This window comes from Phenylobacterium glaciei, from assembly GCF_016772415.1.
In the GTDB taxonomy this organism is placed as follows: Bacteria; Pseudomonadota; Alphaproteobacteria; order Caulobacterales; family Caulobacteraceae; genus Phenylobacterium; species Phenylobacterium glaciei.
Genome location: NZ_JAGSGD010000001.1, coordinates 3,161,929 through 3,174,665 on the forward strand (window position 1 = coordinate 3,161,929; position 12,737 = coordinate 3,174,665).

The 12,737-nt window shown below is 69.6% G+C and carries 12 protein-coding genes; 9 read left to right on the forward strand and 3 right to left on the reverse strand.

Annotated elements, in window-relative coordinates; genetic code table 11:
- Positions 1-25 precede the first annotated feature (25 nt).
- Entirely contained in the window at positions 26-1,042 is a 1,017-nt protein-coding gene (locus JKL49_RS15600) for an aldo/keto reductase (protein WP_215341542.1), read from the forward strand.
- A gap of 182 nt (positions 1,043-1,224) precedes the next feature.
- On the opposite strand, the gene JKL49_RS15605 is transcribed toward JKL49_RS15600, so the two are convergent.
- Positions 1,225-2,490 carry a peptidase C69 family protein gene (locus tag JKL49_RS15605; protein WP_215341543.1) on the reverse strand — a complete coding sequence of 422 codons (1,266 nt, stop codon included), beginning with the start codon at positions 2,488-2,490 and terminating at the stop codon, positions 1,225-1,227.
- A gap of 234 nt (positions 2,491-2,724) precedes the next feature.
- Here JKL49_RS15605 and JKL49_RS15610 point away from each other — a divergent pair, with 234 nt between their 5' ends.
- The 6 genes from JKL49_RS15610 to JKL49_RS15635 all read left to right on the forward strand — a co-directional run bounded on the left by JKL49_RS15610 (position 2,725) and on the right by JKL49_RS15635 (position 7,764).
- On the forward strand, positions 2,725-3,513 hold the full coding sequence (locus JKL49_RS15610) for a class I SAM-dependent methyltransferase (protein WP_215341544.1): 789 nt from the start codon (positions 2,725-2,727) through the stop codon (positions 3,511-3,513).
- 94 nt (positions 3,514-3,607) lie between these two features.
- Entirely contained in the window at positions 3,608-4,402 is a 795-nt protein-coding gene (locus JKL49_RS15615; protein WP_215341545.1) for an HAD family hydrolase, read from the forward strand.
- 89 nt (positions 4,403-4,491) lie between these two features.
- Entirely contained in the window at positions 4,492-4,881 is a 390-nt protein-coding gene (locus JKL49_RS15620) for a hypothetical protein (protein WP_215341546.1), read from the forward strand.
- Between the two features lie 22 nt (positions 4,882-4,903).
- Positions 4,904-5,638: a general stress protein gene (locus tag JKL49_RS15625; RefSeq protein WP_215341547.1), complete on the forward strand. Its 735-nt coding sequence runs from the start codon at positions 4,904-4,906 to the stop codon at positions 5,636-5,638.
- A 125-nt stretch (positions 5,639-5,763) separates the two neighbouring features.
- Positions 5,764-6,201, forward strand: coding sequence for an NUDIX hydrolase (locus JKL49_RS15630; RefSeq protein ID WP_215341548.1), 438 nt, complete (start codon positions 5,764-5,766; stop codon positions 6,199-6,201).
- Positions 6,202-6,513: 312 nt separating this feature from the next.
- Positions 6,514-7,764, forward strand: coding sequence for an MFS transporter (locus JKL49_RS15635; protein WP_215341549.1), 1,251 nt, complete (start codon positions 6,514-6,516; stop codon positions 7,762-7,764).
- A 157-nt stretch (positions 7,765-7,921) separates the two neighbouring features.
- On the opposite strand, the gene JKL49_RS15640 is transcribed toward JKL49_RS15635, so the two are convergent.
- Together JKL49_RS15640 and JKL49_RS15645 are read right to left on the reverse strand one after the other, a co-directional pair.
- Positions 7,922-9,265 (reverse strand): cytochrome P450, encoded by a 1,344-nt coding sequence (locus JKL49_RS15640; protein WP_215341550.1) that lies wholly within the window; start codon positions 9,263-9,265, stop codon positions 7,922-7,924.
- A 75-nt stretch (positions 9,266-9,340) separates the two neighbouring features.
- Positions 9,341-9,793 (reverse strand): Lrp/AsnC family transcriptional regulator, encoded by a 453-nt coding sequence (locus JKL49_RS15645; RefSeq protein WP_249778098.1) that lies wholly within the window; start codon positions 9,791-9,793, stop codon positions 9,341-9,343.
- 93 nt (positions 9,794-9,886) lie between these two features.
- On the opposite strand from JKL49_RS15645, the gene JKL49_RS15650 reads away from it, so the two are divergent.
- A complete protein-coding gene (locus JKL49_RS15650) occupies positions 9,887-11,011 on the forward strand; it encodes a saccharopine dehydrogenase family protein (protein ID WP_215341551.1) in 1,125 nt (374 codons plus the stop codon).
- Positions 11,012-11,172: 161 nt separating this feature from the next.
- Positions 11,173-12,696 carry an L-piperidine-6-carboxylate dehydrogenase gene (gene amaB, locus JKL49_RS15655; RefSeq protein ID WP_215341552.1) on the forward strand — a complete coding sequence of 508 codons (1,524 nt, stop codon included), beginning with the start codon at positions 11,173-11,175 and terminating at the stop codon, positions 12,694-12,696.
- The last annotated feature ends 41 nt before the right edge of the window (positions 12,697-12,737 follow it).

The following is a 12,737-nucleotide window of genomic DNA, read 5'->3' on the forward strand; positions in this document are numbered from 1 at the left end:
GCGCCCTATTTCAAGGACGCCATTCATGCAGACCCATCGCCTCGGCAAGAGCGCCATCGTCGTCTCCAAGATCTGCATGGGGACCATGACCTTCGGCTCCCAGGTCGACGAGGCCGCCTCCCACCGCATCCTCGACATGTCGCTGGAGGCCGGGATCAACTTCTTCGACGCCGCCGAGAACTACCCGGTGCCGCCGAGCGAGGAATGGGCCGGCCGCACCGAGGAGATCGTCGGCCGCTGGCTGAAGACCAAGCGCCGCGACGAGGTGATCCTGGCCACCAAGGTCTGCGGCCCCAGCCACGGCTGGATCAAGGGCGCCGTGCGGGCCGGCATGACGGCGCTGGACCGCCACAACATCACCCGCGCCGTCGAGGCCAGCCTCACGCGCCTGGGCACCGACTATATCGACCTCTACCAGACCCACTGGCCCGACCACGGCGTCGCCTATGACGAGACCCTGGAGACCCTCGACGACCTGATCCGCGAGGGCAAGGTCCGCGTCATCGGCTGCAGCAACGAGACCACCTGGGGTCTGATGAAGAGCGTCGCCACCTCCGAGCGGCTCGGCGTCGCCCGCTACCAGACCATCCAGAACAACTTCAGCCTCAACAACCGCCGCTTCGAGGACGAGCTGGCCCAGGCCTGCCGCCAGGAAGGGATCAGCCTGATCCCCTACTCGCCCCTGGCCGGCGGCGTGCTGTCGGGCAAGTACCAGGGCGGGGCGAGGCCCGACGGCGCACGCTTCTCCCGCTATCTCGCGCTAGGCGGCCGCCAGGCGGTGATGGCCCAGCGCTTCATCAACGACAAGTCGCTGGCCGCCACCGAACGCTTCGCCGCCGTCGCCGCCGAGGCGGGCATGTCGCTGGTCACCCTGGCCACCGCCTGGAGCAAGCAGCACGACTTCGTCGCCTCCACCATCGTCGGCGTCTCCAAGGAAGACCAGCTCCCCGACATCTTCGCCGCCGCCGACGTGACGCTGTCGCCCGAGGTGCTGTCGAAGATCGACGCCGTGTCGAAGGAGTTCATGTACCCGATGGGGTGATTTTAACCGCTCCAACCATCCAGGATCGTCATCCTCGAGCTTGTCCCGAGGACCCATGATCTCCGCCTGCCCGTAGAGGGCGCGAACGTCACCGCTGCGGGCCATCAGCGCCACGGTGTTTATGGGTCCTCGGGACAAGCCCGAGGATGACGGAGTTTGGGAGCCGTCGGTGGCGGCGAACCTTACCGCACCAACCCCGCCACCCCGTTCAGCCGCGCCCAGCTGCGGGCGTAGGCTGAGCCGCCGGGCCGGGCGGGCTCCAGCGCCGAGGCCCACCGCGCCTCGGCCTGCGCGGCCTCCCGCCAGCAGTCGGCGACGGCCGCCGCGAGATCATCGGCCCTGTCGATCCGCGCCCGGAACCCCGCTTCCAGGGCGTCCCGCTCGTCCGCAATCAGCGCTATCCCCGCCGCATGGTCGGCCAGCAGCGCCCGGTGCAGCCGCTCGTGCCGCCACCACAGGCTCTTCCTGTCATACCCATCCGACGGCGCCGGCCCCACCGGCGGCGCGCCCGTCGCAAACAGCACCGGCTTGAACAGGCTCGTGCAGGGCGCCGAGGTCGCCGTCACCCAGTGCACCGCGCGCTCGGGCCCCACCTCAGAGACCATCGAGGCCACCGACTGGCTGCGACGCGCCCCCGAGGCGGCGTGCATGCAGATGGTCCGCCCCACGGTATTGGCGGGGCTCCAGTCGGCCGCGTCGCCGTGGTCGCGCAGGATGGCCATCATCACCGCCGGATCGAGCTGATCCCCGGCCCGGTCCATCAACCCCTGCCCCCGCGCGCAACGTCCCCGCCCGAAGCTCACCGCGTCGCGGACCTCGTCGATCAGGTGAGCGGCGACATCGAACCGACCCTGTCCCTGCGCCGCCAGCCCCGGACTGATGTCCGAGTACCCCGTCCCAATACTGTAGGCGTTGGACAGCGACCGCCGACCGGCCACGCGCTCCACCACCCAGTCGCGCCCCATCGTCTCCAGAACATAGGCTTCCCGCGCGTCGGCGACGATGAAGCCGTTGTGATAGTAGAACCGCCCCAGGTGTCCGCAGTCGCCGCCCTGGCCGTGCCGCTCCAGCAGCTCGATGATCACCGCCAGCGCGCCCGCCGCCGTGGCGCCCCGCTCCAGCCCCAGCCGCACCAGGTCCATGCCCGTCAGGGCGCGCCGCCTCTGGGCCGGAACCCGCGCATGCAGCGCCTCGTTGCCGATCACCACCCCATGCTCATTGGCCCCCATCTCCGCCCCCCACATCCAGCAGGGCCGGCTGATCAGGCACGCATGGGTCTGCGCGACATCTGGAATGGAAATGTAGGTCAGCTTCAGGTCGCCACCACCGCGCCGAGCCGGATGCATCTCCAGCACCTGTGCCTCATTGCGCTCCCGGTCGCTGTTCTTGGCGAACAGCAGCTTCCCGCGTGGGGTCTCGGAGGCCAGGGCTACCAGGGTGTCGCACATGGGGTGAGCTTATCGGGGAGCGGACCGTCCAAACAACAACCGTCATCCCCGGGCTTGTCCCGGGGACCCATGATCTCCGTCTGGCCGCAGATTGCGCGGCGCGTGCCGGAGATAATTACTGAACTGCGGAGATCATGGGTGGCCGGGACAAGCCCGGCCATGACGATCAAGAGGGAAGCCCTTGCCACCCACGCCTGAGCGCTCAATCTCGCCTGAAAGCCAGGGGAGGCGAACATGGCCGTAGCAGTAGCCCAGAACACCGGCGCGGAGTTCGAGGACGAGGGCGTCGTGGCGGCCTATGTCCACCGCACTCCCTATCCGCCGGCCCTGTTCGACCGCCTGCTCCAGCTCACCCCTGGCCGCGAGCGCCTGCTCGATCTCGGCTGCGGCCCCGGCAAGCTGACCCTCACCCTCGCCCCGCACTTCAGGGAGGTGCTGGCCGTCGATCCTTCCGCCGCCATGTTGCGCCTGGCCCAGCACCTCGACGCCGGCGCCAATCCGCACATCGCCTGGACGGAAGCCTTCGCCGAGGACGTCGCCCTCCCCGCCAACCTCGACCTGATCGTCGCCGGCGCCAGCATCCACTGGATGGACGCTCCGCGCCTTTTCCCGAGGCTCGCCGCCGCCCTGGCGCCGCAAGGCCAGATGGCCATCCTCGGCGGTGACGGCCCTGCCGCCGCGCCCTGGATCGCCGCCTGGAACCAGACCATCGTCGACTGGGTCGGCAAGCTGGGGGGCCAGTGGAACGACCCCGGACACACCGCCCGCGTCACCGGCCACCAGCCCTGGTTCGACGTCGCCGCTACCGAGGTGTTCACCGCCCCGATCACCCAGGCCGTCGACGACCTCATCGAGGCGGAGCATTCCCGCGCCACCTGGTCCCGGGCCAAGATGGGGCCGCTGGCTCAGGCCTTCGGCGCCGACCTGCGCGCCGTCGTCGCCCCCTATGCCATCGACGGCAAGGTGGCGTTCGAGATCAGCTCCACGCTTTGGTGGGGAACACCACGGAGCGTGGCAGCCTGAAGTGGATGCCGGTTCAGGCGTCCGCCACCCGACCACGAAGATGTCGACTCCTCACCCCGCTTGACCGACTCCGGCGAGGCGATCAGAAACGCCCATGATCCGCCTCATCGCCACCGACCTCGACGGCACCCTGCTGCGCCACGACGGCTCGATCTCGGCCCGCACCCGCAAAGCCCTGGGAAACGCTCGCGAGGCCGGCATCGCCGTGGCCTTCGTCACCGCCCGGCCGCCGCGGGATGTCCACCACATCGCCGACGACCTCGCCATCACCGGGCTGGCGGTCTGCTCCAACGGCGCCCTGCTCTACGACCTCGCCGAGAGCCGGGTGATGCGCCAGGAGGCCCTGCCCACGGCGATAGCCCTCGAGCTGATCGGCGAGCTGCGCCGCTCCGATCCGCACTTCAGCTTCGCCACCGAACACGGCCACAAGGTCGGCCGCGAGGACGCCTTCCCGGTCGCGATGTTCGACGGCTTCGTCCACCACCACGAGCCCCGCGTGGAGCCGGTCCACAGCCTCTGCGACGAGGACCTGATCAAGATCCTGGTCCACCACCCGGTCCACGAGATCGACGACCTCCACGCCCTGATCCGGTCTCTGGCCGGCGACCGCGTGGCCGTCACCCACTCCGGCGCCGACTTCGTGGAGTTCGGCGCGCTCGGCGTCTCCAAGGCCAGCGGCCTGCTGCATCTCGCCGCCGACCTGGGCGTCGAGGCCCACGAGATCATCGCCTTCGGCGACATGCCCAACGACATCCCCATGCTGAGGGCCGCCGGCCGCGGCGTCGCCGTCGCCAACGCCCACCCCCACGTCCTGGCCGCCGTCACCGAGACCACCGCCACCAACCAGGACGACGGCGTGGCGAGGATCATCGAGACGCTGCTGGCTTAGCTTGAGGCCTCCGCACATTTCTAAGCGGGGCTGTCGGAACGACACCGGATTCTGAGCGCTGTTGAGCCTCAATCTCCGGAGAAACCACGATGCGAAATACGATGGGGGCCCTTGCGGGCGCCGCTCTGACCCTGGCCCTGATGGGTGCCTGTTCCAAGCCCGCCTCACAGACCGCCGCCGACACCTCGGCCGCGGCGGTCGACGCCACCGCCAGCGCCGAAGCCCCCGGCGGCGCGGTGTCCCCGCCCACCGCCAATGACGCGGTGGACACCGGCGCCACGGCCTCCGACAGCGCGCCGGAAGCCGCCTCCAACTCCTTCACCCAAGACCAGGCCAAGGGCCACATCGAGAACGCCGGCTACACCGAGGTCACGGGCCTCGCCAAGGGCGCCGACGGCATCTGGACCGCCAAGGCCAAGAAGGACGGCAAGACCCTGGACGTCGCGCTCGACTTCAAGGGCGCCGTCACCGCCCACTAACCCTCAAGCTTAGGAGCTCATCATGAGCCGCACCGTTTCCCGCCTGTTCACCACCCACACCCAAGCCATGACCGCCGTCTCCGACCTGGAGGCCTCAGGCGTCTCGCGTGATGACATCAGCATCATCGCCAGCAACGCCGACAACTGGCACGACGGCCATCGCCACCCCGGCGGCGACGTCGACGGTGACAACGACACCGCTGAAGGCGCCGGCAAGGGCGCGACCACCGGGGGCCTGATCGGCGCCGGCGGCGGCCTGCTCGCTGGTCTCGGCATGCTCGCCATCCCCGGCCTCGGCCCCGTGGTCGCCGCCGGCTGGCTGGTCTCCACCGTGGTTGGAGCCGCCGCGGGCGCCGCCGCCGGTGCCGCCGCCGGTGGCGTGCTGGGCGCCCTGAAGGACGCCGGCCACTCCGACGAGGACGCCCACGTCTATGCCGAAGGCGTTCGACGCGGCGGAACCCTGGTCAGCGTCAAGGCCAAGGACGAGGAGGCCGCCCGGATCGACGTGCTTCTCAACCAGCATCAGGGCGTCGACGCCCTGACGCGGGGCGCTGACTACCGCGCCGGTGGCTGGGACCGCTTCGACGCCGAGGCCGCCCCCTACACCGCCGACGAAGTGGTCCGCGAGCGCCAGCGCTACGGCGAGAGCCGCTCCTTCGCCAACCAGGACGGCCGCGACGACAGCCTCGACGCCGATCGTGATCGCCGCCCCGGCGCTCCGGGCGTCTCCGCGCCCATCCCCGGCACGGACATCTAGAGCTACAGGTCAGAGGCGCCGCCAAAGCCCACGGCGCTGAGAACCGCCAGGCCCTCCGGTTTACACCGGGGGGCCTTTTGGCGTGGGTGCGCTAGCTTTCCCCTCCGTTCGCAGGAGAATCGCCGGTGGCCCGCTTCAAGATCATCCCGGAGGTCCATCTGGTCCTGCTCCGCGAGGGCGAGGTCCTGATGCTGCGCCGCTGCAACACCGGTTATGCCGACGGCCAGTACAGCCTCGTCGCCGGCCACGTGGACGGCGGCGAGACCTTCGCCGCCGCCATGGCCCGCGAGGCCTTCGAAGAGGCTGGTCTGCGCCTGGCTCCCTGCGACCTCGCCCTGGTCCACACCATGCACCGCAAGTCCGACAGCGAGCGCCTCTCGCTGTTCTTCCGCGCCGAAACCTGGCCCGGCGAGCCGGTGAACATGGAGCCGGACAAGTGCGACGACCTGCGCTGGTTCCCAGTGGATCAGCTGCCCGACAACACCATCCCCTACATCCGCGCCGCCCTGGGCCACGTGCTGGCCGGCGAGATCTATTCGGAGTTCGGGTGGGACGAGCCCTAGTCACACACCCCTCCACCGCTCATCCCGGCGAAGGCCGGGACCCAGGTGAAGCCCCCCATCGCCTGGAAGGTCACCGTTAAATCTCGGATCAACTCGGTCAGTTCAGGGTGAATCTGGGTCCCGGCCTTCGCCGGGATGAGCGGGAAGTTGGTCGGTCGCACCCCCAAGCTTGACCTGAAGCCCCGCGCCCGCCACAAGGCCGGCAGGCAAGCGTCCGAGGCGGCTTACAAATATCGCGCTCGCCCCAAGCGCCCGCAGCAAGACGCGGGATTGCGGCCTCGCGTGGCCGAGCCACCTCGACGGAATTTCTCAATGACCACCCTGCCTGTCGCCCTCACGCGCGACCGCGACTTCATGAAACTGTGGGCCGCCCAGGCGGTCTCCACCTTCGGCGCCCGCATTACCCGGGAGGGCCTGCCGATGACGGCGGTCCTGACCCTGGGCGCCAGCCCCGCCACGCTCGGCGTATTGGCCGCGCTGTCCTACGGCCCGGCCTTCTTCGTGGGCCTGTTCGGCGGCGGCTTCGTCGACCGCCGCCATCGCCGCCCGATCCTCATCGCCGCCGACCTCGTGCGCGCCGGCGTGCTGATCACCGTGCCCATCGCCGCCTGGCTGGGCTGGCTCAGCCTCTGGCAGGTGTTCGCCGCGGCCGTCGCGGTGGGCGCGGCCAGCGTGCTCTTCGACATGGCCGACCACGCCTACCTGCCCGCCCTGATCGGGACCGAGCGCCTGGTGGACGGCAATTCCAAGCTCTCGGCCACGGAGTCGGTGGCCGAGCTCGGCGGCCCGGCCCTGGCCGGCTTCCTGTTCCAGTGGCTCACCGCCCCCTTCGCCATCGCGGTCAATGCGGTGACCTACCTGGTCTCGGCCGTCTTCCTGATGGGCATCCAGAAGGTCGAGCCCGATCCCGAGCCCGTGCCGCCCCAGCACTGGGTCGCCGACCTGACCCAGGGCTTCCGCGTCGCCTGGGCCGAGCCGCGCGTGAGGCCCCTGCTGCTGATGACCGCCACCAACGGCCTGTTCGGCGGCGGCTTCGCGGCGCTGTACCTGCTGTTTGCCCTGCGCACCCTGCACCTCAGCCCCGCCATGCTGGGGATCACCGTGGCCTTCGGCGGCCTGGGCGCCCTGATGGGTGCGGGCCTGGCCGCCCCCATCGCCAAGCGGATGGGCGCCGGCCCCGCCATCGTCGTCACGGCCGTGGCCACGGCCGGCAGCGCCCTGCTGATCCCCCTCGCCCCCGCCGCACCCCTGGCCGGCATGGCGGTGCTGATCGTCTCCCAGCTGCTCGGGGACTCCCTGGGCACGGTCTACAACATCCTGGGCGCCAGCCTTCGCCAGACCGTCCTGCCCCAGGAAACCCTCGGACGCGCGGCGGGCGCCTTCAAGGCCGCCGGCGGCGGGACCATGCTGGTGGGCGCCCTCGGCAGCGGTGTCCTCGCCAACGTCATCGGCGTTCGCGAAACCCTGTTCATCGCCGCGGCGGGACTCGCGGTCGGCCCGCTGATCGCGCTCGCCTCCCCTGCCCTGCGCGGCGTGAAGGTGATTGAATTGGAGACCGAATAGCCGATCCAACCCCGCTCATCCCGGCGAAGGCCGGGACCCAGATACATCCGCTGCTTTCAGGATTTTTGGTTCAGATCGTGACCTATGACCTGGGTCCCGGCCTTCGCCGGGATGAGCGGATGGGTGGCCGGGACGAGCCCGGCCATGACGATCCGGGTTATGTCTCCGGCGTGAACTCCACCGGCATGGACCGGATCGCGTAGACGAAGTTGTTCGGCGCCACGTCCATCGGGCCCGACTGTTGGATGTCGGGGAAGCGGCCCAGCATCTGGCGGTAGACCGCCTCGAGCTGCAGCTGGGCGACGCGCTTGCCGATGCAGGTGTGGGGGCCGTAGCCGAAGGCGATGTGCTTGTCGGCGTTGGCCCGGGTCACGTCCAGACGGTCGGGGTCGGCGAACACCGCGGCGTCGCGGTTGGCCGAGCCGTAGTACATGATCACCTTCTCGCCCTCGGCGATCTGCTGGCCCGACACCTCCACGTCGCGGGTGGCGGTGCGGCGCATGTAGATCACCGGGCTGATCATGCGGATGAATTCATTCACCGCGCCGGGCATCAGCTCGGGCCGGGCGATCAGCTTGGCCTTCTCCTCGGGGAAGTCGCTCAGCAGCTTCATCGAGCCGGAGATGGTGTTGCGGGTGGTGTCATTGCCCGCGAACACGATCAGCAGCCAGGAGCCGTCGAGGTACTCGTCGGCCAGCAGGTCGCCGTCTACCTGGGCCTTGGCGATGGCGCTCATCAGGTCCGCCTGCGGGTCCAGGCGGCGCTTGTGCAGCATGTGCCGGCCGTAGTCGAACATCTCCTGGATGGCGTTGGTGAAGGCGTCGAGGAAGGCCTTCATCTCCGGTGGCACCTCGGCGGCGGCCGATTCCAGCCCACCGCCCCCGCCGCTGCGCTCGGCGGCGAAGGAGTTGGCCAATTCCAGAAAATGCATCCAGGTCAGGAACTTCGGCCGATCTTCTACCGGCACGCCGAGGATCTCGCAGAGCGTGAACAGCGGCAGGTGGGCCGACATGGCCTGGACCAGATCCACCCGGCCCTGCTTGGCCATGGCGTCCAGCAGGCGGGTCACCTCGCCCTCCACCCGATCGGTGAGGCCGCGCAGATAGGCCGGCGTGAAATAGGGCATGTGCTCGCGGCGCAGCTGCATGTGCATCGGCGCGTCCATGTTGATCATGGCGTCGAGGCTGGCGCGGGCCAGCTGCATCTCGGAACGCTGGTGGCTCATCAGGATGCCGCCGCGCTGGGAGGAGAAGGTCTCGTAGTCGGCGTTGACCCGCATGACGTCCTCATGCCGGGTCACGGCCCAGAAGCCCGGCCGATCCTCGGGTTCGGACATCCAGGCGATCGGCGAGGCCTTCCGCATCTCCTCGAAGGCGCCCATCGGCGGGCCCTTGGTGAAGGCCTCGGGGTTCCACAGCTCCACGGGGCTGGCGGGATAGATCGGCTTGTGGGCCGGGCCCTTGGCGCCGCCCACTTCCACGGTGTCGCTGATCAGAAGCATGGCGGTGTCTCCGGTTTCTTACCTGGAATCGACCTTCGCCCAGTGACGTTACGCAACGCAAACGGCGCCCCTACGTCACCTGCGAATTCGGGTCGAGAGGATGATCGAGGACGTCGTCCGCTCCACACCGTCGATCAGGCCGATGTCGTCCAGCACCTGATCCAGCTCCTCGATGGAGGCCGCCGCCACCTGCACGATCATGTCGAAGGGTCCCGACACCGAGTGCAGGGCCTCGACCTGGGGCATGGTGCGCAGACTGGCCTCTATATGTCGGGCGGCCTTGGGTGCGGCGGTCACCAGAACATGTCCCCGTACGATGCGGGATTCTAACGGCTTTCCCAGGCGGATGGTGAACCCCGCGATCACCTCAGCGGCCACAAGTCGGTCAATGCGGGTCTGCACCGTCGTGCGCGACACGCCGAGCCGTTTGGCCAGGGTCGAGGTGGGCAGTCGGGAGTCGGTCTCCAGCAACCGGACCAGGGCCAGGTCCCGGGCGTCCAGCTTCATATCGTCTGCAGTACTTGGCATATCGCTCACCTGACTACGCATATCCGACGCTCTGTCTGTTCAAATCGCCCCGATATCGCCGGATCGTCAAGCTCCAACCCGGGGAGAGAGCGCATGCGCAGGATCGTGGTCATCGGCGGCGGCAAGATCGGCGGGGTCATCGCCCAGATGCTGGTGGAGAGCGGCGACTACGCGGTGACCGTGGTGGACCGTTCGTCGGCCGCGCTGAAGGGCCTTGTCCTCCATCCGCGGCTGTCACCATGTGTGCTGGACGTCACCGACGAGGCCGCCCTGGACGGGGTCCTGGCCGGCGCCTTCGCCGTCCTCTCGGCCGCCCCCTTCCACCTCACCGCCGTGGTGGCGCAGGCCGCCGCCCGGGTCGGCTGCCACTATCTCGACCTCACCGAGGACGTCGCCACCACCCGCGTGGTCAAGGCCCTGGCGGAGGGCGCCAAGGGCGCCTTCATCCCCCAGTGCGGCCTGGCCCCCGGCTTCATCTCCATCGCCGGCGCCGACCTGGCCCGCGGCTTCGACCGCGTCGACGAGCTGCGCCTGCGGGTCGGGGCCCTGCCCCGCTATCCCTCCAACAGCCTGGGCTACAATCTCACCTGGTCCACCGAGGGCGTGATCAATGAGTACTGCGAACCCTGCGAGGCCCTGGTGGAGGGCGAGCTGCGCGAGGTCCCGGCCCTCGAAGGCCTGGAGACCTTCAGCCTCGACGGCGTCACCTACGAGGCCTTCAACACCTCCGGAGGGCTCGGCTCCCTGGCTGAGGTCCTGGCGGGCAAGGCGCGGAATCTGAACTACAAATCTGTCCGCTATCCCGGCCACTGCGCCCTGATGCGCACCCTGCTGAACGACCTCAACCTGCGCCACCGCCGCGATCTGCTGAAGGACGTCCTGGAGGGCGCGGTCCCCGGCACCGAGCAGGACGTAGTGGTGTTCTTCGTCACCGCCTCGGGGTGGCGGGGCGGCCGCCTGATGCAGGAGAGCTATGCCGGCAAGGTGATGGGAGAACACCATGGCGCCGGCTTCTGGAGCGCCATCCAGGTCACCACGGCGGCCGGCATCTGCACCGTCCTGGACCTGCTGGCCCAGGGCCGCCTGCCGAGCCAAGGCTATGTCCGCCAGGAGGAGATCGCGCTCGCCGATTTCCTTTCCAACCGCTTCGGCAAGGCTTATCGCCAGCCGGGTGACGTGGTGGCCGAAGAGGCGCGACACATCGCCGAGGTGGCGTAAACTCATCCGCTCATCCCGGCGAAGGCCGGGACCCAGATCGTAGAGCGCCTTGCCGTCCGTCCTGCCCCATTCGGTCCTATCCGCAAGCGCGGAGCCATAGGATCTGGGTCCCGGCCTTCGCCGGGATGAGCGGGAGGGGGGTTGAGGTTCAGGAGACTCCTATGAACGCCCACGCCCGCCCCCTGCCCGCCGTCCGCGACGATGCTCTGGCCACGCTGTCGGCCCTCGGCGTCGACCTGGCCGCCCTGGCGGGCGCCGATGTCCCGGCCCGCTCCCCCATCAACGGCGAGGTCATCGCCACCCTGCGCGCCACGACGCCCGCCCAGGTGGACGCCGCCGTCGAGCGCGCGCACTTGGCCTTTCTCGACTGGCGACGAGTCCCTGCCCCCCGGCGCGGCGAGCTGGTGCGGCTGTTCGGCGAAGAACTGCGGGCCGCCAAGGATCACCTGGGCCGCCTCGTCGCCCTGGAGGCCGGCAAGGTCACGTCGGAGGGCCTGGGCGAGGTCCAGGAGATGATCGACATCTGCGACTTCGCCACGGGTCTTTCGCGCCAGCTGCACGGCCTGACCATCGCCACCGAGCGCCCTGGCCACCGGATGATGGAGACCTGGCACCCGCTCGGCGTCTGCGGCGTCATCTCGGCCTTCAACTTCCCGGTGGCCGTCTGGTGCTGGAACGCGGCGCTCGCCCTGGTCTGCGGCGACCCCGTGGTCTGGAAGCCGTCGGAGAAGACCCCGCTGACCGCCCAGGGCGTGCAGGCGGTCTTCGAGAAGGCCCTGGCCCGCTTCGGCGACGCCCCCGCCCACCTGTCCCAGGTGATCCAGGGCGGGGCGCAGGTCGGCGCGGCCCTGGTCGCCCACCCCAAGGTCGCCGTCCTCTCGGCCACCGGCTCCACCGCCATGGGCCGCGCCGTGGCCCCGGTCCTGGCCGCCCGCTTCGCCCGCGCCATCCTGGAGCTCGGCGGCAACAACGCCGCCATCGTCGCCCCGTCGGCCGACCTCGAGCTGGCCCTGCGCGGCATCGCCTTCTCCGCCATGGGCACGGCCGGCCAGCGCTGCACCACCCTGCGCCGCCTGTTCGTCCACGAGGACATCGCCGACGCCCTGATCGGCCGCCTGAAGGCCGCCTACGCCTCGGTTCCCGTGGGCGACCCCCGCGAGGCCGGGACCCTGCTGGGCCCGCTGATCGACCAGGCGGCCTATGACGGCATGAAGGCCGCTCTGACCGAGGCCCAGGCCTGCGGCGGGAAGGTTCACGGCGGAGAACGGGTCGACCGCCCCGGCGTCTATGTCCGCCCCGCCCTGGTGGAGATGCCCAGCCAGACCGGCCCCATGCTGCGCGAGACCTTCGCGCCGATCCTCTACGTCGTCCGCTACCGGGACCTGACCGAGGCCATCGCCCTGCAGAACGCCACGGCGGCGGGCCTGGCCTCCTCGATCTTCTCCAACGATGTCCGGGAAACCGAACTGTTCATCAGCGATATCGGCTCCGACTGCGGCATAGCCAACGTCAATATCGGGCCCTCGGGCGCCGAGATCGGCGGGGCCTTCGGCGGCGAGAAGGAGACCGGCGGCGGCCGCGAGGCGGGCTCCGACAGCTGGAAGGCCTATATGCGCCGCGCCACCAACACCCTGAACTACAGCCGCGACCTGCCCCTCGCCCAAGGGGTCAAGTTCGACGTCTGACCGTTCCGCCAGGAGCGACGCTGCGTTTCAGGAACAGCTCT